The organism is Kitasatospora sp. NPDC003701 (assembly GCF_053587085.1).
Genome location: NZ_JBSFNM010000018.1, coordinates 42,619 through 66,410, shown reverse-complemented (window position 1 = coordinate 66,410; position 23,792 = coordinate 42,619). Strand labels below are relative to the sequence as shown.

17 protein-coding genes and 1 pseudogene are annotated in these 23,792 nt (G+C 73.6%); 9 read left to right on the top strand and 9 right to left on the bottom strand.

Going from position 1 to position 23,792, the window contains the following annotated elements; translation table 11 throughout:
- Positions 1 to 64: 64 nt before the first annotated feature.
- The 3 genes from ACWDRR_RS19205 to ACWDRR_RS19195 form a co-directional block, all read right to left on the bottom strand.
- On the bottom strand, positions 65 to 1,090 hold the full coding sequence (locus ACWDRR_RS19205) for an MBL fold metallo-hydrolase (RefSeq protein ID WP_449773375.1): 1,026 nt from the start codon (positions 1,088 to 1,090) through the stop codon (positions 65 to 67).
- Between the two features lie 200 nt (positions 1,091 to 1,290).
- Positions 1,291 to 2,037, bottom strand: coding sequence for a hypothetical protein (locus tag ACWDRR_RS19200; RefSeq protein ID WP_449773374.1), 747 nt, complete (start codon positions 2,035 to 2,037; stop codon positions 1,291 to 1,293).
- Between the two features lie 165 nt (positions 2,038 to 2,202).
- Positions 2,203 to 3,126 carry a GNAT family N-acetyltransferase gene (locus tag ACWDRR_RS19195; RefSeq protein WP_449773373.1) on the bottom strand — a complete coding sequence of 308 codons (924 nt, stop codon included), beginning with the start codon at positions 3,124 to 3,126 and terminating at the stop codon, positions 2,203 to 2,205.
- Between the two features lie 384 nt (positions 3,127 to 3,510).
- Between ACWDRR_RS19195 and ACWDRR_RS19190 the strand changes: the two are divergent.
- The 3 genes and pseudogenes from ACWDRR_RS19190 (at position 3,511) to ACWDRR_RS19180 (ending at position 6,757) form a co-directional block, all read left to right on the top strand.
- Positions 3,511 to 4,787, top strand: a pseudogene (locus ACWDRR_RS19190) (DUF692 domain-containing protein).
- A gap of 36 nt (positions 4,788 to 4,823) precedes the next feature.
- On the top strand, positions 4,824 to 5,888 hold the full coding sequence (locus ACWDRR_RS19185) for a TIGR04222 domain-containing membrane protein (RefSeq protein WP_449773372.1): 1,065 nt from the start codon (positions 4,824 to 4,826) through the stop codon (positions 5,886 to 5,888).
- An 86-nt stretch (positions 5,889 to 5,974) separates the two neighbouring features.
- Positions 5,975 to 6,757, top strand: a complete 783-nt coding sequence (locus ACWDRR_RS19180) for a TIGR04222 domain-containing membrane protein (protein ID WP_449773443.1) — start codon at positions 5,975 to 5,977, stop codon at positions 6,755 to 6,757.
- Positions 6,758 to 6,839: 82 nt separating this feature from the next.
- On the opposite strand, the gene hemQ is transcribed toward ACWDRR_RS19180, so the two are convergent.
- Both hemQ and hemG read right to left on the bottom strand, forming a co-directional pair.
- A complete protein-coding gene (hemQ, locus tag ACWDRR_RS19175) occupies positions 6,840 to 7,565 on the bottom strand; it encodes a hydrogen peroxide-dependent heme synthase (RefSeq protein WP_360633713.1) in 726 nt (241 codons plus the stop codon).
- Positions 7,562 to 8,995 (bottom strand): protoporphyrinogen oxidase, encoded by a 1,434-nt coding sequence (gene hemG / locus ACWDRR_RS19170; protein ID WP_449773371.1) that lies wholly within the window; start codon positions 8,993 to 8,995, stop codon positions 7,562 to 7,564. Before hemG ends, hemQ begins: the two co-directional genes overlap by 4 nt.
- A 248-nt stretch (positions 8,996 to 9,243) precedes the next feature.
- Between hemG and ACWDRR_RS19165 the strand changes: the two genes are divergently transcribed.
- Positions 9,244 to 10,317, top strand: a complete 1,074-nt coding sequence (locus ACWDRR_RS19165) for a DUF4349 domain-containing protein (protein WP_449773370.1) — start codon at positions 9,244 to 9,246, stop codon at positions 10,315 to 10,317.
- Between the two features lie 63 nt (positions 10,318 to 10,380).
- Here the strand turns inward: ACWDRR_RS19165 and hemE are convergent, their stop codons facing one another.
- On the bottom strand, positions 10,381 to 11,496 hold the full coding sequence (gene hemE / locus ACWDRR_RS19160; protein ID WP_449773369.1) for a uroporphyrinogen decarboxylase: 1,116 nt from the start codon (positions 11,494 to 11,496) through the stop codon (positions 10,381 to 10,383).
- Positions 11,497 to 11,641: 145 nt separating this feature from the next.
- Between hemE and ACWDRR_RS19155 the strand changes: the two genes are divergently transcribed.
- The 5 genes from ACWDRR_RS19155 to ACWDRR_RS19135 all read left to right on the top strand — a co-directional run bounded on the left by ACWDRR_RS19155 (position 11,642) and on the right by ACWDRR_RS19135 (position 18,454).
- A complete protein-coding gene (locus ACWDRR_RS19155; RefSeq protein ID WP_387893699.1) occupies positions 11,642 to 12,304 on the top strand; it encodes a DUF3000 domain-containing protein in 663 nt (220 codons plus the stop codon).
- A gap of 320 nt (positions 12,305 to 12,624) precedes the next feature.
- Positions 12,625 to 13,350, top strand: coding sequence for a LuxR C-terminal-related transcriptional regulator (locus ACWDRR_RS19150; RefSeq protein ID WP_449773368.1), 726 nt, complete (start codon positions 12,625 to 12,627; stop codon positions 13,348 to 13,350).
- 185 nt (positions 13,351 to 13,535) lie between these two features.
- Complete coding sequence (locus ACWDRR_RS19145; RefSeq protein WP_449773367.1) at positions 13,536 to 14,783, top strand: ribonuclease D; 1,248 nt, start codon at positions 13,536 to 13,538, stop codon at positions 14,781 to 14,783.
- Positions 14,784 to 15,104: 321 nt separating this feature from the next.
- Positions 15,105 to 16,322, top strand: a complete 1,218-nt coding sequence (locus tag ACWDRR_RS19140; RefSeq protein ID WP_449773366.1) for a thiolase family protein — start codon at positions 15,105 to 15,107, stop codon at positions 16,320 to 16,322.
- A gap of 2 nt (positions 16,323 to 16,324) precedes the next feature.
- On the top strand, positions 16,325 to 18,454 hold the full coding sequence (locus tag ACWDRR_RS19135; RefSeq protein WP_449773365.1) for a 3-hydroxyacyl-CoA dehydrogenase NAD-binding domain-containing protein: 2,130 nt from the start codon (positions 16,325 to 16,327) through the stop codon (positions 18,452 to 18,454).
- A 188-nt stretch (positions 18,455 to 18,642) separates the two neighbouring features.
- On the opposite strand, the gene ACWDRR_RS19130 is transcribed toward ACWDRR_RS19135, so the two are convergent.
- The 3 genes from ACWDRR_RS19130 to ACWDRR_RS19120 form a co-directional block, all read right to left on the bottom strand.
- The gene (locus ACWDRR_RS19130; protein ID WP_449773364.1) at positions 18,643 to 20,157 is read right to left on the bottom strand and encodes an ArnT family glycosyltransferase; all 1,515 of its coding nucleotides are present in this window, start codon (positions 20,155 to 20,157) and stop codon (positions 18,643 to 18,645) included.
- A gap of 131 nt (positions 20,158 to 20,288) precedes the next feature.
- A complete protein-coding gene (dxs, locus tag ACWDRR_RS19125; protein WP_449773363.1) occupies positions 20,289 to 22,193 on the bottom strand; it encodes a 1-deoxy-D-xylulose-5-phosphate synthase in 1,905 nt (634 codons plus the stop codon).
- Positions 22,194 to 22,473: 280 nt separating this feature from the next.
- A complete protein-coding gene (locus ACWDRR_RS19120) occupies positions 22,474 to 23,676 on the bottom strand; it encodes an ROK family transcriptional regulator (RefSeq protein WP_449773362.1) in 1,203 nt (400 codons plus the stop codon).
- Between the last annotated feature and the right edge of the window lie 116 nt (positions 23,677 to 23,792).

Here is a 23,792-nt window from a genome sequence, read left to right as displayed (position 1 = left end):
CGGGGCCGGCGGGCCGGCGCCGGACGGGCCGACGGACGGACCGGGCCGACGGACGGCCGGACGGTCAGGCCGGCGAGGAGGGGAACCGCCTGGGGCGGGAGCGCGGCGCGCGGACGGCGTCCTGGGCCAGCTCCCGCGCCACCAGGGCGACCTGGCCCATCGCCTCCAGGACGTTCGGCACCGCGCTGCCGTCCAGGTGCCGGTACTCGGCCGCGACGGTGAGCACCAGCCGCTCGGGCAGGCCGAGTTCGGGGTGGCGCTGCTCGGCGATGATCCGCCGGGCGGCGTCCAGGGCCGGTATCCCGGCGCGCTGCAGCGCGTGCGCACGGTCGCGGACGTACCCGAGGTAGCCGATGTGGGCCTCGACGCCGGACCGGTCGAGCACCGGGCCGTGCCCGGGGACGAAGATCTCGGCGCCGGTGGCCAGCGCCCGCTCGCAGGCGCCGATGATGTTCTCCAGCGGGCCGGCCCAGTGCGAGGGGTGGTCACCGGGCTGCTCGGGCGTCGAGCCGAAGATCACGTCGCCGGTGAACACCACCCGCTGGTGCGGCAGATGGACCATCAGGTCCCCGCCGGTGTGCGCGGACGGCAGACCGGTGATCTGCACGGGGTACTCCCCCACCCGCAGCTCCAGCTCGCCGCTGAAGACGGTGTGCGGGTGGACGGGATCGGTCTGCGACCAGTCGAACGGGCCGAAGTGCTCCCGGAGGTAGCCGCCGAGCGGCGAGGCCGGGTCGCTGCCCACGACCAGCGCGTGCTGCTGCTTCGGGGTCGGCTCGTAGTGGATGTGGTCCAGCGCCTCCCGGGTGGCGATCACCTCGGCGTCCGGAACCACCCCGGCGCCCCAGAGGTGGTCGCCGTTGGCGTGGGTGACGATCACCCGGTCGACGTCCACTCCGTCGGCCAGCCGCTGCCGGCTCTGCGCGAGGAACTCCGCGGCGAGGGAGGGGTCGTAGGGCGTGTCGATCCAGAGTGCGGTCCGCGGCGACACCAGCAGCCCGCAGTTGGCCAGGCCCCAGCCCCGCTTCGGCGGAAGCCACACGTACAGGTCTTCGGCAATCGCGCTCACGTTCGCGCGGCTGATCGTCATGGGCGCGATTATGCCGATGATGTGATGACAGTGAAGCAAAACCCTTGCTATTCAAGCCACTTCCTGCCCCAGACCCTCCCGACCTGTCCCGATTCGCACCGGTGCGGTCTGGACCACACCGTCTCAAGGGGCAGGACGGGGGTGTCCGGGCGGCGCCGCCGAGGCGACCGGGCGGCGCCGGGGCCCCGGAACGCGCCCGCTCAGACCGCCGGCAGCAACCGGCAGACCTCGACGGTCACATCGACCGTGTCGAGACCGATCACCCGGCCCTCGACGGCGGCGAATCCTTTCTCCCCGGCGCGGAACAGCGCCGCCAGCGGCGACTTGCGGGTGGCGGCCGCCAGCGCCTCGACGGCCATCGCCGAGCCGAAGGCGAAGACCCCGCAGAGCACGATGCAGGGTGCGTGCCGCGTGGTGCGGGTGACGAAGACGAAACCGTGGTCCCGGATCAGTTCGTCGGCCGCGTTGTACTGCGCCTCGAAGGTCATGCCGCCCCAGCGGGCCCGGGCCGCCTCCGGGTACTCGATGCAGAAGTCCGGAAATCCCGCACCGAGCACGGTCGCCGAGTACGGATTGACGCTCGGGCCGCCGATCGAGAACGTCGGCATCCTCGGGTCCTGCGCCCCGGCCGTGACCAGCTCGATCGTCGCCTTGCGGTTGATCTTCCGGAGCAGATCGGTGAGCTGGGCTATCGCCCGCGCCTCGGCCATCGGCATGAAGAGGACGTTCTTCGGCCCCCGGCTGATCAGCGGGCGGCCGTCCTTGGCGAAGGCGAACTCCGCCGCCTCGATGCTGGGGGTGACGATCTGGACCCGGCTGTACGGGGCGAGCAGGACCCGGAGGAAGCCGTACCGCAGGAACAACCGGGTACGGGCGAGGGAGCGGGCCGCAAGAAAGCCGATCACGGCCGGAACGAACCCGACCAGGACCTGAAGCAGGATCTCCATACCATCCCCCGCACGGAAGACTCGGGCACGAACTGTCTGCCGTGAGGTGATGCCCCGTAGAACACCAGGAACTCTCGACACTGCAGCCCACCCGGCGCTTCGCGCGGAAAGCGCGCCTGGTTCACCCCTTCGAGTGAACCAAATCCGCCTCCCCTTCCCCGCTCGTCAGCCGTCCAACCGCTTGGTGAACTTCCGCTCGTTCGCGCACCGCTCGTACCCGAGCCACGCGTTGATCGCGAGCATCGGCGCGTTGGTCGCGTCGTTGCTGGTGTAGGCCCGGCGGTAGCCGGCCTCCTTCGCCCGGCGCAGCGACTCCGCCTTGGCCAGCTTGCTCAGCCCCCGGCCGCGGAAGGCCCGCCGGCAGGCGGTGAACGCCGACCAGTAGCGCTCGGCGCCGTCCGTCTGCACCGCGCTGAACGCGGCCGGCTCGCCCTCCACCACCGCCACCACGGTCAGTTCGCGGTCGAGGTCGGGCCGGGCCCACTCCCCCGTGAGGAACGCCTCGTAGTCGGCGGCGTCCATCTCGACCTCGCCCGGCTCGTCCCGGATCGCGTCCGCCTCGATCACGAAGATCGGGTACGGGTCGTCCGCCCAGTCGGCGGCCGGGCGCAGCTCGACACCGGGCGGCAGCGCCGGGACGCCGGGCAGCGGCAGGGTGAGGTCCCGGCCGGCGAAGTGGGCCAGGCGCCCCTCCGTGTAGCCGCGGGCGACGGCGAAGGCCCGCGACTGCGGCTCCTCGTCCACCCAGCTGTGCACCTCCACCACGCCGTGCCCGGCCAGGTGCCGCTCGGCCGCCGCCAGCAGCGCGGTGAACGCCCCGCGCCGCCGGAACGCCGGGAGCACACTGCCGTTGGCGTAGCCGACGCCCCGGGTGGTCGTGCCGACGACCACGCCGCACCGGACCGAGCCGACCACCTCGCCGTCCAGCTCGGCGACGAAGGTACGGAAGTGCTCGCCCCCGGCCCGGCGGGCGTTCAGCCAGGTGAAGACCTCGGCGGTGAGCACCAGGTGCTCACGGCCGGCCCGGTGGGCGGCCGCGACGGCCCCGGCGTCGGCGGGGCGGAAGTCACGAATCGTCAGTGTCGTCATAGGCGGGTCACGGTAACCGCCCGGCATCCGGTTCGCCTCCGAATTTCCGCCCCACCGGCGGGACTGCGGCGCGAACGGGACCAAAGTCCCTCATCACCGGGTCGACAAGCTCAAATAATGCTCTGAGAAGACCGGGTGGGGCTTGGCAGCCGCCCCAGCCGGGGACATCCTCAGCAGCACAGCCCGGCCCGATCCTGGCGACGGCGCCCGCGTCGGCCGACGGCTTCCCACCCAGCCCTCCGAAGGGGGCGAACCATGACCTCTCCTGCCGTCCGGCGCAGGACGCCCGCCGCTCCGGCCCGGGCCGCCGCGCACGCAGCGGGCACGACCGGCACCACGGACGCGGCCGGCACGACCGGCACCACGGGAACCACCGGCACCACGCTGGGCGTCGGCCTCGGCTGGCGCAGCGAGATCGACACCGTCGTCGAGCGGCAACCCGGCCTGGACTGGGTCGAGGTGGTCGCGGAGAACATCTGCGCCGACCACCTCCCCGAGTCGCTGCGGATCCTGCGGGCCCGCGGCGTCACCGTGGTCCCGCACGGCGTCTCGCTCGGCCTCGGCGGCGCCGACCGGCCCGACCCGGCCCGGCTCGACCGGCTCGCCGAGGCGGCCGGGGCGCTCGGCTCCCCGCTGGTGACCGAGCACCTGGCGTTCGTCCGGGCCGGCGGTCTGGAGGCCGGGCACCTGCTGCCCGTCCCCCGCTCGCGCGACGCCCTCAAGGTGATCGCCGAGAACGTCCGGATCGCGCAGGACCACCTCCCGGTGCCGCTGGCCCTGGAGAACATCGCCGCCCAGCTGGCCTGGCCGGACGACGAGCTGACCGAGGGGCAGTTCCTCGCCGAGCTGGTCGAGCGCACCGGCGTCCGGCTGCTGATCGACGTCGCCAATCTGCACACCAACCGGGTCAACCTCGGTCTGGACCCGGCCACCGAGCTGGACCGCCTGCCGCTGGAGGCGCTGGCCTACGTCCACGTGGCCGGCGGCACCATGATCGACGGCGTCTGGCACGACACCCACGCCCACCCCGTCACCGAGCCGGTGCTGGAGGTGCTGGCCGAGCTGTGCGCCCGGGTCGCGCCGCCCGGCGTCCTGCTGGAACGGGACGCCAACTTCCCGCCGCCCGCCGAGCTGGCCGCCGAACTGGACGCCGTCCGCCGCGTGTTGGAGGGGGGCCGGACCGGATGACCACCCCGACGGACGAGGCCGGCGACCTCACCGCCGCCCGCGCCGCGCTGGCCCGGCGCCAGGAGGAGCTGCTGGCCGCCCTGGTGGCCGGCGGGCCCGTCCCGCCCGGCTTCGACCCGGCCCAGGTCCGCGCGCAGTCGGCCGGTCTGGCCGCCAAGCGCCGGGACACCACCGCCAAGGTGGCCCCGGAGCTGCCCCGCCTGCTCGGCCGGCAGTACCGGCCGCTGTTCCTCGCCTACGCGGGCACCCACCCGCAGACCGGCGGCTACCGCGCCGACGCCCGCGCCTTCGCCGAGTGGGCGCTCGCCTTTGGCCCGGACGCGGGCCCCGACGGCACGGGGCCGGACGCCGGGCGGCTCGGCGCCGAGCAGCGGCGGGCCCTGGAACAGTGGCTCCGGGGCCCCGCACCCGAGCGCCCGCCCGGCCCGCTCACCCGCCTGCGCCGGGCCCTGCGGCCCGGCCCGCGGCACTGAACCAGAACCACCCACACCGTTCCGGGGGAACCGCCCATGTGGCACAACGTCTACTTCGTCATCCCGGCGATGCTGCTGTTCACGGCCGCGTCGTACGCCTCGCACACCAAGAAGCTGGTCAAGCGGGTACCGCAGGCCAAGGGCCTGCCCGGCCGCGGCCTGCCGCTGCTGGACACCGCGTTCCTCTCCGGCGGTCCCGGCCGGGTCTTCGACACCGCTCTCGTCCGGATGCACCAGGCCGGCCGGGTCGTCGTCAACCGGGCCGGCCTGGTCACCCTGACCACCGAGCAGCCCTACGACGCCGTCGACCTGGCGATCATCGAGGCCGTCGGGCCCACCCGGCAGCGGGACCTCACCGCTCTGCGCCGCGAGGTGATGCGCGCGCCGGCCGTGCAGGAGCTCGGCGACCGGCTCGCCGACCGCGGGCTGCTGCGCCGGCCCGTCCTGATGCGCCAGGCCAGGACCGCCCGGCGGCTGCTCTGGCTGGCCCTGCTGCTCATGGTGGCCACCACCGTCGTCGCCTACCTGGTCGACAACGGCGAGGCGGAGCACCCGTCGCTCTGGCTGCCGCCCGTGGCGCTGCTGTTCGGTCTGGTGTCGCTGCTGGTGACCTGGCCGCTCAAGGGCCGGATCACCCCGGCCGGCCGGCGTCAGCTCGCCCTGATGGCCGTCGGCAAGCCGTGGAAGCCCACTACCGGGCTGGCGCCGCGGTCGGCCGGCAGCGCCCTGATCGGCGCGATCGCGCTCGGCGGGCTGGCCGCCTCCGGGCTGGACGACGCGGAGCTGCAGGAGGCGCTGCTCGCCGCCGCGGCCGACCTGGCGGCCGCCAAGTCCCTGGCGACGGGCGGTTCCTCGTCGTCCTCGTCCTCGTCCTACACCACCACCTCGTGCTCCTCCGCCGGCTCCTCCTGCGGCGGAAGCGTCACCTGGTGCGGCAGCGGCTCCGGCTCGGGCTCCTCGGGGTCGAGCTGCGGATCCAGCAGCTGCGGCTCCTCCTCGTCGAGTTGCGGCTCCTCGTCCTCGTCGAGCTGCGGCTCCGGCTCCAGCAGCTGCGGGTCCTCGTCCTCCAGCTGCGGTGGCGGCAGCAGCTGCGGATCCTGAGGCCCGGTGTCCTCCCGAGTCACAGTTCGGTCTCGCGGAGCGGAAATTCGTTCCGCCCGGAGCCGCCGCAGGTCTACAACAGGCCCATGTGGTTGCTCTTCCTGATCCCGGCCTGCGTCACCGCTGTGCTCTCCTGCATCCGGCTGGTCCGGATGACGGCGACGGCCGACGCACTCGCCGGGCAGGAGGGGCTCCGGCCGCCCGAGGCGGTCGGGATCGGGCTGTACGAGACGGCCTACCTGGCGGGCGGCCCGGACCGGGTGGTCGAGCTGGCCCTGGTCCTGATGGCCTCCCGGGGCCGGCTGCACCTCGCCCACACCGGCTGGACCACCGTCGTCGACCCCAGGGGCCGCAGCCGCCTGGAGCGGGCGGTGGTCGCGGCCGTCGGGCCCGAGGGCCAGTGCCGGACGGACGACCTGCGCCGGGCGATGTCCGTCCACCCCACCGTGCTGGAGATCGGCGGCCGCCTCGCGCTGGCCGGCCTGGCCACCCCGGTGCTGGTGCAGCGGCAGACCGTCCTGGTGGTCCGGCAGGTCCGGCAGGCGCTGCTGTTCTCGTTGGTGCTGCTGGCCGCCGCGCTGGCCGTCGGCGGGCTCTCCGGCGGTGACGCGCTGACGCCGCTGGCCTGGTTCTCCCTGCCGCTGGTGCTGACCTCGGGCACCCTGCTGATGGCCCGGGTCGACGTCTACCCCTACACCCGCTGGGCCTCCCCGATCGGTCAGGAGGTGCTGCGCGAAGTCCGTCCGCCGCGCCAGCACGGCCTCACCGACGACGACGAGCGCGAGTTGCTCACCGCGGTCGCCATGATCGGCCCCGCCGCGCTCCCGGACGCCCGCCTGCGCGCGGCCCTGCGCCCGCACCGGAGCTGACCGGCCGGCGGCCGGAGCACCGGAGGGCGCCGAGGGGCCGGCTCCCCCCGCGACGGGGAGGGCCGGCCCCTGGGCGAACGCGTCAGACCAGGCCGTTCAGCAGCTCGCTGACCGGCTTGCGGCGCCCGGTGAAGAACGGGACCTCCTCGCGGACGTGCAGCCGGGCCCGGGACGGGCGCAGGTCGCGCATCAGGTCGACGATCCGGTGCAGCTCGTCCGCCTCGAAGGCGAGCAGCCACTCGTAGTCGCCGAGCGCGAACGAGGCCACCGTGTTGGCCCGGACGTCCGGGTAGCCGCGCGCCATCTGGCCGTGCTCGGCGAGCATCGCGCGCCGCTCGGCGTCGGGCAGCAGGTACCACTCGTAGGAGCGGACGAAGGGGTAGACGCAGACGTAGTCGCGCGCGCGCTCGTCGGCCAGGAAGGCCGGGATGTGCGACTTGTTGAACTCCGCCGGGCGGTGCAGCGCCATGTTGGACCAGACCGGCTCCAGCACGCGGCCGAGGCCGGTGCGGCGGAAGCGGTTGTACGCCTCCTGGAGGTCGTCCGAGTCCGCCGCGTGCCACCAGACCAGGATGTCGGCGTCCGCCCGCAGACCGGAGACGTCGTAGGTGCCGCGCACCGTGACGTCCTTGGCGGCGAGCTGTGCGAACAGCTCGTCCACCTCGGCGGCCAGGGCGGTCCGGTCCTCGGGCAGCTCGCCCTTGAGCTTGAACACCGACCACATGGTGTAGCGGATGACCTGGTTCAGGTCGCGCGCCTTCTTCTTCTCGGGCTGCTGCTCCGGCTGCTGCTCAACGGTCTCAGTCATGCGCCCATTGTCCTCTCCGTGACGTTCTCCCCGGTCGTCGGGGTCAACACTTCGTCGAGCGCGGCGACGGCCGCCCGCGCGCTCGCGATGCAGGCCGGGATGCCCACTCCGTCGTAGGCGGCCCCGCAGACGGCCAGCGCGCCCGCCCGGCCGACGGCCGCCCGGATCCGGGCCACCCGGTCCAGGTGGCCGACGGGGTACTGCGGCAGGCCGGACCGCCAGCGGGTGACGGCGGTGTCGTACGGACGGGCGGTCAGACCGATCGCCTCGCCCAGGTCGGCCAGCGACTGCGCCACCAGCTCCTCGTCCGACAGCTCCAGCGGCTGCTCCTCGCGCAGCCGGCCGAGCGAGGTGCGCAGCACGAAGGTGTCGGGGGCCGAGCGCTCCAGCCAGCCCCACTTGTTGGAGGAAAAGGTGGACGCCTTGATCCGGCGGCCGTCCACCGGCGGCACCAGGAAACCGCTGCCGGCCGGCGGCTCCGGCAGGTCGGCCCGCCGGAACGCCAGGGTGACCAGCGCCATCCCCGCGTACTCGACGGTGTCCAGCTCGGTGGCCGCCCCCGGTACCTCCGGGCGCAGCAGCCGGGCGGCGGCGGGCGCGGGCACCGCGAGCACGACGGCGTCCGCCTCCAGGGCCCCGCCCCCGGCGGTGACCACCCGCCAGCCGCCGGCGGTCCGGTGCAGCCCGTCCACCGCGGTGCGGGTGCGCAGCTCGACGCCGGCCTCGGCGCAGGCCGCGGCGACCGCCTCGGGCAGCGTGCCGATGCCGCCGCGCAGGCCCTGGAAGACGGGGGTGCCGACGGTCCTCGGCCGGGTGGCCAGCTCGTGCACGCCCTCGACCAGCGAGCCCCCGCCCCGCGCGATCTCCAGCAGCTGCGGCACGGCCGCGCGCAGCGAGATCTCGTCGGCGTGCCCGGCGTAGACGCCGCCGAGCAGCGGTTCGACCAGCCGGTCCACCACCTCGCGGCCCAGCCGGTCCGCGACGTACCGCCCGATCGCGACGTCGTCCGTGACCTCGGTGGCCCCCTCGTGCCGGGCCCGCTCCAGGCCCTCGGCGCTGAGCACCTCGGAGGCGGCGAGCGCCGCCAGGTCGCCGGGGACGCCCATCACCTGGCCGCCGGGCAGCGGGCGCAGGGCGCCCCTGGTCCAGATCGCGGCCTTGGCGGTGGTGGGCGGCTCCAGCGCGCCGCCCAGTCCGACCGCCCGCGCCAGCTCGACCGCCTCCGGCCGCCGGGCCAGCATCGACTCGGCCCCGAGGTCCACCCGGACCCCGCCGACCTCTCCCCCGTACAGCTTCCCGCCGAGCCGGTCGGACGCCTCCAGCAGCGTCACCCGCGCCCGGGCGGGCCCGCCGGCCGCCCCGCTGAGAAAGGCGGCGGCGGCCAGCCCCGCGATACCGCCGCCGACCACGACGACCTGTGCTTGCGACATGCTCCGCAGTCTCGCAGGTCCTTACACCAATGCCTCGGTCCGCCCGCTTCTGGACGGCGGCGGGCGCGTCCGTCGAGGGGAACGGGGCCGGTGGTGCCGGCGGCGGTCCGACGTCTTGTCCGCTCCGCAGCCGAGCCGTGATCGAGCTGCGACCTCCGGAGCGGGTCCGATCGGGGCCGGCGCCCGTCGAATGGTTCGAGTGCCGGAAGGAAGCGGCACCCGACCATGGACGCGGGGAGGGCTCGATCGTGGAACGAGGACGGCGCAGAGCGGGGGCACTGGCGGCGGTGGCCGTGGCGGCGGTACTGGTCGGCGGGTGCGGCGCCTCCGAGGGCAGGGACTCCGCGCGCGGCAGCGCGGCGCAGGCGCAGGCCGGTGACGCGGTCGCACCGGCGGCTCCGGGGGTGGCGGCCCCGGCCGCGCCGAAGGCCCCGCCGGAGTCGGGCGCCGGGCAGGCGGGCGCCGGGCAGCCGAACGTGGTGCCGGTGGTGGACGTCCGGCAGATCGCGTACAGCGCGCAGCTGTCGGTGCGGGTGGCGAAGGCGGACACCGCGCTGGCGAGGGCCCGCGAGCTGGCGGTCGGCGCGGGCGGCTACGTGGCGAGCGAGACGGTGAGCGGCAGCGGGCAACCCGCCGACGGGGGCGCCGGCGGGCGCCCGGAGGACCGCCCCGCGCCCGGCCCGCAGAGCGGGCAGCTCACCGTGAAGGTGCCGTCGGCGGCGTTCCAGCAGATCCTGGACCAGCTGGCGGGGCTCGGCGAGGTGCTGTCCCGCAAGAGCCAGGCGGACGACCTCACCCAGCAGGTCGCGGACGTCTCCAGCCGGGTGCAGACCCAGCAGGCGAGCGTGGACCGGGTCCGGGCGCTGATGGCGCAGGCGAAGACGCTGGCCGAGATCACGAGCCTGGAGGGCGAGTTGAGCCGCCGAGAGGCGGATCTGGAGTCGCTGCAGAAGCAGCTGAAGGAGCTGTCGGCGAAGACCTCGCTCTCCACCATCACGCTGGACGTGCGGCAGAAGGCGGACGCCGCGGCGCCGGACGCTCCCGCCGCGGAGAAGGACGACGGCTTCTGGGGATCGGTCGGCTCGGCGCTGGGCGGCGGCTGGGGCGTCCTGGTCGCGATCGTGCGCGGCATCGCGGTCGCCGTCGCGGCCCTGACGCCGTTCCTGCTGGTGCTCGTGCCCGCGGCACTGGTCCTCTGGCTGGTCCGCCGCCGGCGGCGGCCCGCGCTGCCGCCGAAGCCCGCCCACCTGCCGTACCAGCAGCGGGGGGACGCGGCGGAAGAGGGGGAGGAGCAGGGGGCGCCGGAGCGGCGGGAGCCCTGAGCACGACGGTGGCGGGCCCCTACCGAACGGGGCCCGCCACGTCGAAGCCGTCGCCGCGGCCGGTCAGCGCGCGCTGGTCTCGTGCACGAAGGCGACCAGCCGGCTGAGCGCGTCCGGGTCCATGCTGGGGAGCACGCCGTGGCCGAGGTTGAAGATGTGGCCGCTGGTGCCGAGCGCCCGGGCGGCGTCCAGCACCTCGCGGGCCTTGGCCTCGACCGCCCCGGTGGGCGCGAAGAGGACGGCCGGGTCGAGGTTGCCCTGGAGGCCCTTGCCGGGGCCGACCCGCTCGGCGGCGACGTCCAGCGGGACCCGCCAGTCCACGCCGACGATGTCCGCGCCGGCCTGGCCCATCAGGCCGAGCAGCTCGCCGGTGCCGACGCCGAAGTGGATCCGCGGCACGCCGTAACCGGCCACCGCGTCGAAGACCTTGGTGCTGGCCGGCATCACCGAGCGGCGGTAGTCGGCGGGGGCGAGCGCGCCCACCCAGGAGTCGAAGAGCTGGACGGCGGAGGCGCCGGCCTCGATCTGCACCTTCAGGAACGCGGCGGTGATGTCGGCCAGCCGGTCGAGCAGGGCGGCCCACAGCTCGGGCTGCCCGTACATCATGGCCTTGGTGTTCTCGTGGTTCTTGGAGGGCCCGCCCTCGATCAGGTAGCTGGCGAGGGTGTAGGGGGCGCCGGCGAAGCCGATCAGCGGGGTGGGGCCGAGCTCGTCGACGAGCAGGCCGACCGCCTCGGTGATGTACGAGACGTCGTCCGGCTCCAGCGGGCGCAGCCGCTTGAGGTCCTCGGCGGTGCGGATCGGGTCGGCGATCACCGGGCCGATGCCGGGCTTGATGTCGACGTCGATGCCGACGGCCTTGAGCGGCACCACGATGTCGCTGAAGAAGATCGCCGCGTCCACCTTGTGCCGGCGCACCGGCTGCAGGGTGATCTCCTTGACCAGCTCGGGCCGCATGCAGGACTCCAGCATGGGGATGCCCTCGCGGACCTTCAGGTACTCGGGCAGCGAGCGGCCGGCCTGGCGCATGAACCACACCGGGGTGTGCGGCACCGGCTCGTGCCGGCAGGCGCGCAGGAACGCGGAGTCGTGCGCGGCGCCGCGTCGCACGGAGGGCTGCTGACCGGTGGGGGTGCCTGCCTGAGTGGCTGCCGTGGTGTCTGCCGTTGTCTCGCTCACGGTTCAAATCTTCGCACGCGCCCAGGACCCGACTCCCCGCCCGGCCTCGTGGGTTCCTCCAAGATCTGCCCGGTTTGCCGTCCCGGCACGCCGCGCGGGCAGAAGTTGCGGCGATTACCCCGGTCTTCGACCTAGTCTTCGGGACATGGCAGCGGTCGGCGGGCACCCCGCACAGGGTGGCGGAACAGGTGGCGGAACGGGTCGGGAGGCGGCGCCGAGCGAGTTCCGGGCCGCGGTCGAGGCTCTGACGGGGGCGCGGCTGCGCCCCGAGCTCGAACTCTCCCCCGCCCCGGCGCCGCGCCGGCTCGCCCCCCACGCGTTCGCCCTGACCGCCTCGGTGGAGGTGGACGGCGAGGAGCTGGCCGACGGCCGGCTCGTCCTGCTGTACGACCCGGCCGGGCAGGAAGCCTGGAACGGGGACTTCCGCGTGGTGACCATGACCCGGGCCGAGCTGGAGCCCGAGATGGCCGGCGACCCGATGCTCTCCGAGGTCGGCTGGGCCTGGCTGCTGGACGCGCTGCAGGCGCACGGCGCCGGGTACGCGGAGCCGTCCGGCACGGTGACCAGGTGCGCCTCGCAGTACTTCGGCGCCCTGGCGGACCGTGAGTCGTCCACCGAGATCGAGATCCGGGCCTCCTGGACTCCGGCCGACGGCCGCTTCGAGCGGCACCTGGCCGCCTGGGGGGACCTGCTGTGCATCAGCGCCGGCCTGCCGCCGGCCGCGCCCGCGCCGCAGCCGACCGCCGACGTGCCCTCACTCGGTGGGGTGGTCCCGATGCCCGCCCGTCGGCGCCCGCGCTCGCACTGACGGGTGGTCCGCGGGCCGCAGCGGCGGCCCCGGGCACAGCGCCACCCCCAGGGCTGACGGAGTGTGACTTCGGACCCTGCTCTGCGTCAATGTCCGGCCTAACGTGACCGATCCGTGCCGGTTCTGATCGATTTTGTACGAATTCCAGGCATGTCGCATCAGTCACCTGCGCGATTTGTCCGTATTGTTACTCACTAGATCGTGATCTTTCGCTAAAGCCGGGCACGGTAGCTGCCGAAGCAGACTGTGACCCTTTCCAAACGCGGAACACTCCGACCGCCCCATCGGGGTTCCGTCCGCCACTCCCCGCAGGAGGCCTGGTGTCGGTCCTTCTTGAGCACCCCGCAAACGTGGTCGCCTACCGGCCGACCAAGCCCACCGCCATGGTGGTCATCGCTGACCCCCGTGTCCGAAACACCGTCACCCGCCACCTCTGGGCGCTCGGCGTCCGGGACGTGATCGAGGTGTCCTCGATCGCCGAGGCCCGCCCCCGGGTCTCCACCCCGCGCGACATCTGCGTCGCCGACGTCCACCTCCCGGACGGCTCCGGGCTGACCATCCTGGCCGAGACCCGCGCCGCGGGCTGGCCCAACGGCCTGGCGCTCTCCGCCGCCGACGACATCGGCGCGGTCCGCAGCGCGCTGGCCGGCGGCGTCAAGGGCTACGTGGTCACCGGCACCCGCACCAACGTGGCCATGCCGGGACGCCCCGGTCTGCCGCTCGGCGCGGGCGGTCTGGCCGGCCGGATGCGCCGTCCCGGCATGCCGGGCGTGCCGGGCGCGGCCGGTGCTCCGGGCGCTCCCGGGGCACCCGGTGCGCCGGGCGCCCCGGGCACCCAGCAGGCCGCCTACCGCGAGCTCTCCGGCCGTGAGGTCGAGGTGCTGCGGCTGGTCGCCGAGGGCCAGTCCAACAAGGCCATCGGTGTGGCCATGGGCCTGTCCGCGCTCACCGTGAAGAGCCACCTCGCCCGGATCGCCCGCAAGCTGGGCACCGGCGACCGGGCCGGGATGGTCGCGGTCGCGCTGCGCACCGGCATCATCCACTGAGCGATCGGCAGGACCGCTGCGGCGGTCCTGGAGGAACGTTTCCTCCAGGACCGCCGCATTGGCGTCCGGTCGGATCCGGACCGAAGGCACGGGGACGGCGGAGGCCGCACGGTGGCATAGTCACGAACCCGGTCTGACCAGTCCGACAACACTCCCGGCCCCGAGGACCGTCGTACCCTTGGTGAGTGACCGACGCCGTAGCAGCCACCCAAGAAGAAGCAGCCCCGGTCCCGCTCCTCGAACCGAAGGAGGGGATCCCGCCAGTCGTGGCGGACGAGCAGGCGCTGGCCGCCACCGTCGCCGCCTTCGCCGCGGGCACCGGACCGGTCGCCGTCGATGCCGAGCGGGCCTCCGGCTACCGCTACGGCCAGCGGGCGTACCTCATCCAGCTGCGCCGCGCGGGCGCCGGCACCGCGCTGATCGACCCGATCGCCTGCCCCGACCTCAGCGGACTCGGCGCGGCCCTCGCGGACACCGAATGGGTGGTGCACGCGGCCACCCAGGACCTGCCCTGCCTCTCCGAGGTCGGGATGCGACCGCAGCGACTCTTCGACACCGAGCTGGCCGGCCGGATCGCCGGCTTCGCCCGGGTCGGGCTCGGACCGATGACCGAGAGCGTGCTCGGGCTGAGCCTGGCCAAGGAGCACTCGGCCGTCGACTGGTCCACCCGCCCGCTGCCCGAGCCGTGGCTGCGCTACGCCGCTCTGGACGTCGAGGTGCTGGTCGAGCTGCGGAACGCACTCGAACAGGAGCTGGACGCCCAGGGCAAGCTCGACTGGGCGCTGGAGGAGTTCGCCGCGATCGCCGCAGCGCCCCGCCCCGCCCCGCGCACCGACCCCTGGCGCCGCACCTCGCAGCTGCACAAGGTCCGCCGGCGCCGCCAGCTGGCCGTGGTGCGCGAGCTGTGGCTGACCCGGGACCGGCTGGCGCAGGAGCGCGACGTCTCGCCCGGCCGGGTGCTCTCGGACGCCGCGATCGTCAACGCCGCGCTGGCCATGCCGCTGAACATCGCCGCCCTCCAGGGCGTCCAGGGCTTCGGACCGCGGGTGCACCGGCGCCAGCTGGAGCAGTGGCTGGCGGCCGTCCAGCGGGGCCGGGAGATCCCGGAGAACCAGCTGCCGCCGGCCTCCGCACCGCACGACGGCCCGCCGCCGCCGCGCGCCTGGGCCGAGAAGGACCCGGTCGCGGCCGCCCGGCTGTCCGGGGCGCGGGCCGCGGTGAGCGAGCTGGCCGAGGCGCGCAACCTGCCGGCCGAGAACCTGATCACGCCGGACCTCGTCCGCCGGGTCTCCTGGGAGCCGCCGGCCGACCCGAGCGCCGCCGGGGTGGCCGCCGCGCTGCGCCGGATGGGCGCCCGGCAGTGGCAGGTCGACCTGGTGGCGCCCGTGGTGGCGGCCGCCTTCGTCAAGGCGGCGGAGGCCGAGCCGGAGTAGCGGCGGGCCGGACAGGACACCGCGGCAGCGGGGCGCCGCTGCCGGGGCAGAGGGGATGCCGTCGTCCGACGGCATCCCCTCCATCGTTCCCGGGCCCTCCGTCGTTCCCGGGCGGCCGCCCCGCGCCCGTCGCGGACCGCCCACGGCCCCGGGCGCGGGGACGTGTCGGGGGACACACCGGGAGAACCGGCCGCCGGGCCTGGGCAGGTTGGTTACCGGCGGGTAGCATGACAGCGAAGCAGCGCCGCTCACGTGCCCTCGTGCAACGGACGGCGGCAGCCTGCCCACCTCAACCTGTTGGTCCCTGGGAGGAGAGCCCCCGTGCCTCGTACCGCGAGGGACGTCGTCTTCGTCGATGGCGTCCGCACCCCGTTCGGCAAGGCCGGCCCGAAGGGCATCTACCACGAGACGCGCGCCGACGACCTGGTCGTCAAGTGCATCCGGGAGCTCGTGCGCCGTAACCCGAACCTGCCCGTCGAGCGGATCGACGAGGTCGCCATCGCGGCCACCACGCAGATCGGCGACCAGGGTCTGACCATCGGCCGCACCGCGGCCCTGCTGTCCGGCCTGCCGAAGTCCGTCCCCGGTTACGCCATCGACCGCATGTGTGCGGGCGCGCTGACCGCCGTGACCACCACCGCCGGCGGCATCGCCTTCGGCGCGTACGACGTGGTCGTGGCCGGCGGCGTCGAGCACATGGGCCGCCACCCGATGGGCGAGGGCGTCGACCCGAACCCGCGCTTCGTGTCCGAGAAGCTCGTCGACGAGTCCGCCCTGTTCATGGGGATGACCGCGGAGAACCTGCACGACCGGTTCCCGCACATCACCAAGGAGCGCTGCGACGCCTACGCCGTGCGCTCGCAGGAGAAGGCCGCCAAGGCGTACGCCAACGGCGACATCCAGCCGGACCTGGTGCCGATCTCGATCCGCAACACCAACCCCGCGGTCGGCGAGACCGGCTGGGGCCTGGCGACCACGGACGAGCCGATCCGCCCGGGCACCACGATGGAGTCGCTGGCCGGTCTGAAGACCCCGTTCCGCCCGCACGGCAACATCACCGCGGGCAACTCGGCCGGTCTGAACGACGGCGCCACCGCCTCGCTGCTGGCCGCCGAGGACGTCGCCGAGGAGCTCGGCCTGCCGGTCAAGATGCGCCTGGTCTCGTTCGCCTTCGCGGGCGTCGAGCCCGAGGTGATGGGCATCGGCCCGGTGCCGGCCACCGAGAAGGCGCTGGCCAAGGCCGGTCTGACCATCGACGACATCCAGGCCTTCGAGGTCAACGAGGCCTTCGCCGTCCAGGTGCTGGCCTTCCTGGACCACTACGGCATCGCGGACGACGACGAGCGGGTCAACCCGTTCGGCGGAGCGATCGCCTTCGGCCACCCGCTGGCCTCCTCGGGCGTGCGCCTGATGAACCAGCTGGCCCGCCGCTTCGAGCAGCGCCCGGACGTCCGCTACGGCCTCACCACGATGTGCATCGGCTTCGGCATGGGCGGCACCATCATCTGGGAGAACCCGCACTTCGAGGGTGGTAAGTGACCATGAGCACCACGACTGAGCTGCTGCAGCAGGGCGCCGAGCTGTTCCCGGGCGAGGTCGTCACGACCGCGCACGTCCGCCACCTGGACCTGCCGCTGCAGGCCGGCCGGCTGGCCCTGATCACCCTGGACAACGGCTTCGACCACACCAAGCCGACCACCTTCGGCCCGGGCTCGCTGCTGAAGCTGTCCACCGCGCTGGACCAGGTCGAGGCCGAGGCCGCCGAGGGCACGATCGTCGGTGTCGCGATCACCGGCAAGCCGTTCATCTTCGCGGTCGGCGCCGACCTCAAGGGCGTCGAGATCCTCAAGGAGCACGCGGACGCGCTGGCCATCGGCAAGGGCGGCCACGAGGTCTTCAAGCGGATCGCCGCGCTGCCCGTCCCGTCCTTCGCCTTCTACAACGGCGCGGCGATGGGCGGCGGCGTCGAGGTCGGCCTGCACGCCTCCTACCGCACCGTCAGCGCGGGCGTTCCGGCGTTCTCGCTGCCCGAGGTCTTCCTGGGCCTCGTCCCCGGCTGGGGCGGCTGCACCATCCTGCCGAACCTGATCGGCCCCTCGAAGGCGATCAAGGTCATCATCGAGAACTCGATGAGCCAGAACAAGCAGCTCAAGGGCAAGGACGTGTTCGAGCTGGGGATCGCCGACGCGATCTTCGAGCCGGCCGACTTCCTGGAGCAGTCGCTGCTCTGGGCCGCCAAGGTGCTCAACGGCGACGTCGTCGTCGAGCGCGAGGCGATCGACCGCGGCAAGGCCTGGGACGACGCCGTCGCCTGGGGCCGTCTGGTCGCCGACGCCAAGGTGCACGGCGCGGCCCCCGCCGCCTACAAGGCGCTGGACATCATCCAGCAGGTCAAGGACGCCGACCTGCAGGCCGGCTTCGACGCCGAGGACGCGGCGCTGGCCGACCTCATCATGAGCGGCGAGCTGCGCAGCGGCATCTACGCCTTCAACCTGGTGCAGCGCCGGGCCAAGCGCCCGTTCGGTGCGCCGGACAAGTCGCTGGCCCGCCCGGTCACCAAGGTCGGCGTCGTCGGCGCCGGTCTGATGGCCTCGCAGCTGGCGCTGCTGTTCGCCCGCCGTCTGGAGGTGCCGGTGGTCCTCACCGACATCGACCAGGAGCGCATCGACAAGGGCGTCGGCTACGTCCACGCCGAGATCGACAAGCTGCTCGGCAAGGGCCGGATCGGCCAGGACAAGGCCAACCGGCTCAAGGGCCTGGTCACCGGCTCGCTCGACAAGGCCGCCGGCTTCGGCGACGCGGACTTCGTGATCGAGGCCGTGTTCGAGGAGATGGGCGTCAAGCAGACCGTCTTCGCGGACCTGGAGAACGTGGTCTCGCCGACCTGCGTGCTGGCGACCAACACCTCGTCCCTCTCGGTCACCGAGATGGCCTCGAAGCTGAAGCACCCCGAGCGGGTCGTCGGCTTCCACTTCTTCAACCCGGTCGCGATCCTGCCGCTGCTGGAGATCGTCCGCGGCGAGCAGACCGACGACGCCGCGCTGGCCACCGCCTTCGGCGTCTCGAAGAAGCTGAAGAAGACCTCGGTGCTGGTCAAGGACGCCCCGGCGTTCGTGGTGAACCGGATCCTGACCCGCTTCATGGGCGAGATCCAGGACATCATCGACGAGGGCACCCCGATCGCCACGGTCGAGAAGGGCGTCGAGCCGCTCGGCCTGCCGATGTCCCCGATCGTGCTGCTGGAGCTGGTCGGCCCGGCCATCGCGCTGCACGTCTCGGAGACCCTGAAGGGCGCCTTCCCGGAGCGGTTCACCGTCTCCGAGAACCTCGGCAAGGTGGTCAAGGCCGGAAAGCGCGGCTTCTACACCTGGGTCGACGGCAAGCAGGTGCTCGACCCCGAGGTGCTGGAGCTGCTCTCCTTCGGCGACAGCGTGCTGACCGAGGAGCAGGTGCTGAACCGCGCTCTGGAGGCCGTCGCGCAGGAGATCGGCCTGATGCTGGAGGAGGGTGTCGTCGCCGAGGCGCAGGACATCGACCTCTGCATGATCACCGGTGCCGGCTGGCCCTTCCACCTGGGCGGGATCACCCCGTACCTGGACCGTGAGGGCGTCTCGGAGCGGGTGAACGGCAAGCGGTTCCTCGCCCCGGGCGTGGCCTCCGTGCCCGCCTGAGAGGCGTAGCGGTACGACACACGGGAGCCCCGGTGACCTCGACGGTCACCGGGGCTCCTGTGCGTGCGGCGGGGCGCCTGTGCGTGCGTGCGGGGCGCCTGCGTGCGCGTGCGGGGCGGGGCGCCTGCGTGCGCGGGGGTCCGGGGCGGGGGCGGGGCCGGGGCGCCGGCCCCCCGCGCGGGGCGCGGTCAGCGCTTGAGGCGGTAGACCACGGTGTCGGCGAAGACGCCGACCATCTCGTAGTGGGTGTCCAGCAGGTTCTCGATCTTCGGGATCATGCCGGGCTGGTAGGGCGCCAGGCCGGAGTCGTCCACGACGATCTCGGGCAGGCCCTTGGCGATCTCCTGGTCGAAGGTCTGCCAGGCGTTGCTGACGCTGAACTGCTCGCCGACGTTGGCGTTGCCGTCCTTGCCGCCGCTGAAGTTGGTCAGGAAGCCCGCGGTCAGGTAGCGGGTGGCCGGCTTGCGGTCGGCCAGCCAGTACAGCTCCGGGTGCATGCCCCAGACCAGCACGGTGTCCTGCGGCTTGCTCTGCGCGGCGACGGCGGTGGCCACCTCGGTGGTCCGGCTGAGCCGCTCCCCCGGCCAGGCCAGCGCGAGCCCCCAGAACACCGTGGCGGCGGCCGTGGTGTACACCAGGACGGGCTTCCAGCGGATCGCCGAGGTGGCCACCGCGCCGGTGCCCAGCAGCACCAGCGGGGGCATCAGCTGCAGGTAGTAGTGGCCGAAGAAGTGGAAGCCGACGCTGACCGCGACGACCGAGGAGAGCAGCCAGACCCAGAGGTCGGTGGTGGAGCCGTGCTCCTCCCCCGCGACCGGCAGCGGGCGGTGGCGGTGCTTCAGCCAGAGCCGGCGGCCGACCGGCAGCAGGAAGCCCAGGCCGGCACCGATCAGGATCGCCGAGTTGCCGAGCGCGCGGCCGGCCATCTGCAGCCAGGCCCCGCCGACCGAGGCGTAGTCGCCGCTGCCGGTGACCACCCAGAACAGGAAGCCCTTGGGCTTGGTGAGGATCACCGCGACCAGCGCTATCGGCAGCGTGAAGCCGAACCCGATCTTGAACAGGGCGGGCGGCCAGCGGACCCCGCGCCGGCGGGCGTCCTGGAACAGCATCCAGAGCACCGGGAGCAGCACCGCGCCGCCGGTCTGCTTGGTCAGCGAGCAGAGCGCCACCGCGATGCCGGCGGCCAGCCAGCGGCGCCGTTCGGCGTACCGGAAGGCGGCCACCATGGCGGGCAGCATGAAGACCTCGAAGGTGGCCGCCTGGGTGTCCTCCGGGGAGAGCCCGATGGAGACCAGCAGGTAGAGCAGGCCCGCTCCGGCGCCCGCCCGGTTGCCCCAGCGGCCGCGGGCGATCGAGGCCAGCAGGATCGCGGTGACCAGGTGGGCGACCACCGCCAGGGTGCGCAGCGGCCAGAGCGAGGCGGAGCCGAAGACGGCGAAGCAGGCCTGGTAGAGCCAGGGCAGCAGCGGCGGCTTGCGGTCGACCACGGTGTCGTAGAGCACGCCGCCGTCCGCCAGCATCCGGGCCTGGGTCGCCAGGAAGCCCTCGTCGGGGCTCCAGACCGGCCGGACGAACGAGGGGATGTGGGTGGCGAGCGCGACCAGGGCCAGCACCGGCACCAGCCTCGTCCAGTAACCCTGGCGGACGCGGTCGGGCAGGCGCTCGGCAAGCCCGGCGAGGCGGGGGCGGGTGGGGGTCGGCACGGATGACAACCTACCGGGCGGGATCGGCGCGGGCAGCGCCGGTCCCGCCTTTCGGTGCGATTATCAGCCTGTCTTGTGGCGAACTGTTGCCCAGTTGTGGCAAACGGACGCGGACCGGACCCGCCGGGCCGCTAGGCCTGGACGGTCGCCACGTCCAGCCGGGAGACCAGCGCCGTCACCTTCCGGGCGATGTCCGGGGCGGTGAGGCCGATCTCCGCGAGGATCTCGGGCCGCGAGGCGTGGTCCAGGAACTCCTGCGGGATGCCGAAGTCGCGCACCGGGACGTCCACCTCGGCGTCGCGCAGCGCCTGCGCCACCGCGGCGCCCACACCGCCGACCCGGCCGTTGTCCTCGATCGTGACGACCGCGCGGTGCTCGGCGGCCAGCCCCGGCAGGGCCCGGTCCACCGGCTTGACCCAGCGCGGGTCGACCACGGTGGCGGTGATGCCCTGGGCGGCCAGCAGGTCGGCGACCTCCAGGCTGGTGGGGGCCATCGCGCCGACCGAGACGATCAGCACGTCGGCGCGGCGCTCGTCGGCCGGGGCCTGCGGCGCGCGCAGCACGTCCATGCCGCCGATCCGGCCGACCGCGGGGACGGCCGGGCCGACCGTGCCCTTGGAGTAGCGGACCACGGTGGGGGCGTCGTCGACCTCGACCGCCTCGCGCAGCTGGGCGCGCAGCTGGTCGGCGTCACGCGGCGCGGCGAGCCGCAGACCGGGGACGACCTGGAGGATCGACATGTCCCACATGCCGTTGTGCGAGGCGCCGTCGGTCCCGGTGACACCGGCCCGGTCCAGCACGAAGGTGACGCCCAGCTTGTGCAGCGCCACGTCCATCAGGACCTGGTCGAAGGCCCGGTTGAGGAAGGTCGCGTAGACCGCGAACACCGGGTGCAGGCCATTGGTGGCCATGCCGGCCGCGCTGGTCACGGCGTGCTGCTCGGCGATGCCGACGTCGAAGATCCGGTGCGGGAAGGCCTTGGCGAAGGGCGCCAGGCCCACCGGGTGGAGCATCGCGGCGGTGATGCCGACGATGTCCTCGCGCTCGCGGCCGAGCGCGACCATCTCCTCGCCGAAGACGGATGTCCAGTCCTTGCCGGCGCTCTTGATCGGCAGACCGGTCTCCGGGTGGATCACGCCGACCGCGTGGAAGCGGTCCTCGTCGTTGTTCTCCGCGGCGTGGTAGCCGCGGCCCTTCTCGGTGAGGCAGTGCACGATCACCGGGCCGCCGAAGCCGCGCGCCTTGGTGAGCGCGGACTCCAGGGCGGTGAGGTCGTGGCCGTCGATCGGGCCGATGTACTTGAGGCCGAGGTCCTCGAACATGCCCTGCGGGGCGATGAAGTCCTTGAGGCCCTTCTTGGCGCCGTGCAGCGTCTCGAAGAGCTGCTGGCCGACCACCGGGGTGCGCTGCAGGGCGTCCTTGCCCCAGGACAGGAAGCGCTCGTAGCCCTGGGTGGTGCGCAGCGTGGCCAGGTGGTTCGCCATGCCGCCGATGGTCGGGGAGTAGGAGCGCTCGTTGTCGTTGACGACGATGACCAGCGGGCGGTCCCGGGCGTCGGCGATGTTGTTGAGCGCCTCCCAGGCCATGCCGCCGGTGAGCGCGCCGTCGCCGATCACGGCGACGACCGGGTCGTGCTTCCCGAGCAGCTGGTTGGCCTTGGCCAGGCCGTCGGCGTAGGAGAGCACGGTGGAGGCGTGCGAGTTCTCGATCACGTCGTGCTCGGACTCGGCGCGCGAGGGGTAGCCGGAGAGGCCGTCCTTCATCCGCAGCCGGGAGAAGTCCTGGCGGCCGGTGAGCAGCTTGTGGACGTAGCTCTGGTGGCCGGTGTCGAAGAGGACGCGGTCGCGCGGCGAGTCGAAGACCCGGTGCAGCGCGATGGTCAGCTCCACGACGCCGAGGTTGGGCCCGAGGTGGCCACCCGTCTTGGAGACCTCCGTCACCAGGAAGGTCCGGATCTCCTGGGCCAGCGCGGCCAGCTGTCCGGGCGTGAGCCGGTCGAGATCGCGCGGTCCCCGAATGCGGGTCAGCAGGGCCACCCGTTCCTCCTCGTTCAAAGTCGCGGACCGCGGGCGGTCCGACGGGCCTCGCTGCCCGGTGTGCCGACGCGCTCCGATCGGTCTCGGTCGGTGCCGACCGGTCGAGTCTAATGTCCGCCTACCGGACACCGAGCGGGGTGCCCGGTGCCACCGGCCTGTCACGCCGTTCATCGCCCGCGGCGGGCACAGAGGGTCCAAGGGCGGGCACGGACGGTCGAACTACGGCACAGACGGTCGGTACCGGGCACCGACGGTCGGGGCGCGGGCGGGCGGGCGACACTCACGGCCGGGCGACGGACGCCTGTACGGATCGCCCGACCGGGCCGGAGTCGCCCATCTCGCTCATCACCAGGGCGAGGGCGCCCAGCACCTCGGCGCGGCCGCCCAGGGTGCCCGGGACCACGGAGAGCTGGCGGGCCGCGCTCGGGATGGCGTAGCGGGCCACCGAGTCGCGGATCGGGCCGAGCACCAGCTCACCGGCGTCGGCGAGGTCGCCGCCGAGGATCACCCGGCGCGGGTTGAGCAGGTTGCAGAGGGTGGCGACGCCGGTGCCGATCTGCCGGCCGGCGTCGGCGATCACCCGGCGGCTGCCGAGGTCGCCCTGGTGGGCCAGCTCGACCACCCGCGGCAGCGTGAGGTCCGGGCCGAGCGTGGAGCTCAGCAGACCGAGCAGGTAGCGGGAGCCGACGAAGGTCTCCAGGCAGCCGCGGTTGCCGCAGCGGCAGACCGGGCCGGCCTCGTCCAGCGTGATGTGCCCGATCTCACCGGCGGTGCCGCCCGGACCGCGGTAGATCTGCCCGTTGACCACCAGGCCCGCGCCGACGCCACTGGCCACCTTGATGTAGGCGAGGTCGCTCAGACCGCGGCCGGCGCCCCAGACCAGCTCGCCGAGCGCGCCCAGGTTGGCGTCGTTGTCCACGTGCACCGGCATGCCGAGCCGCTCGGCCAGCTCCCGGCCGGGGGCGATGCCCGTCCAACCGGGGAGGATCGCGGTGGAGCCCAGCGCGCCGGTCTCCACGTCGATCGGGCCGGGGACGCCGAGGCCGACGCCGATCACCTTGTCCGGGCGGAAGCCGGCCTGCTGGAGCAGCCGGTCGACCAGCGCCTCGGCACGGTCGAAGCCCTGGGCGGCGGAGACGTCGACGTCGATCGGCGCGCTCTCCTCGGCGAGCACCCGGTGCGCGAGGTTGCCGACGGCGACCCGCAGGTGGGTGTGGCCGAAATCGATCCCCACCACGATGCCGGCGTCGCCGCTGAGCGAGACGCTGCGGGCGCGGCGGCCGCCGGAGGAGGTGTCGGCGACCACGACGGTGCCGCTCTCCTTGAGCTCCCGGACGATGTTGGACACGGTCGCCGCCGAGAGGCCGGTACCGCGGGCGATCTCGGCCTGGGTCAGCGAGCCGGCCATCCGTACCGCCCGCAGCACCCGCTCCAGGTTGGCCCGGTGCAGTGAGGACTGCGAGCCCGGTGTGTCCGTCGCCATGATCCACCCTTCCAAGGGCGAGGGAACCCCTCCGCCGGGCGATCCCTTCAACTCCTGAAGCCTAGGGCCTGTCGTCGGCGGGCGGAGCGGCTACCGGGGAGGCTCCGTGCGAGGCG

What these genes read in the sequence shown, in the direction of transcription:
- ACWDRR_RS19205 (WP_449773375.1), bottom strand. Translation starts at nt 1,090, where the DNA reads ATGACGATCAGCCGCGCGAACGTGAGCGCGATTGCCGAAGACCTGTAC.
- ACWDRR_RS19200 (WP_449773374.1), bottom strand. Translation starts at nt 2,037, where the DNA reads ATGGAGATCCTGCTTCAGGTCCTGGTCGGGTTCGTTCCGGCCGTGATC.
- ACWDRR_RS19195 (WP_449773373.1), bottom strand. Translation starts at nt 3,126, where the DNA reads ATGACGACACTGACGATTCGTGACTTCCGCCCCGCCGACGCCGGGGCC.
- ACWDRR_RS19185 (WP_449773372.1), top strand. Translation starts at nt 4,824, where the DNA reads ATGTGGCACAACGTCTACTTCGTCATCCCGGCGATGCTGCTGTTCACG.
- ACWDRR_RS19180 (WP_449773443.1), top strand. Translation starts at nt 5,975, where the DNA reads ATGTGGTTGCTCTTCCTGATCCCGGCCTGCGTCACCGCTGTGCTCTCC.
- hemQ (WP_360633713.1), bottom strand. Translation starts at nt 7,565, where the DNA reads ATGACTGAGACCGTTGAGCAGCAGCCGGAGCAGCAGCCCGAGAAGAAG.
- hemG (WP_449773371.1), bottom strand. Translation starts at nt 8,995, where the DNA reads ATGTCGCAAGCACAGGTCGTCGTGGTCGGCGGCGGTATCGCGGGGCTG.
- ACWDRR_RS19155 (WP_387893699.1), top strand. Translation starts at nt 11,642, where the DNA reads ATGGCAGCGGTCGGCGGGCACCCCGCACAGGGTGGCGGAACAGGTGGC.
- ACWDRR_RS19135 (WP_449773365.1), top strand. Translation starts at nt 16,325, where the DNA reads ATGAGCACCACGACTGAGCTGCTGCAGCAGGGCGCCGAGCTGTTCCCG.
- ACWDRR_RS19120 (WP_449773362.1), bottom strand. Translation starts at nt 23,676, where the DNA reads ATGGCGACGGACACACCGGGCTCGCAGTCCTCACTGCACCGGGCCAAC.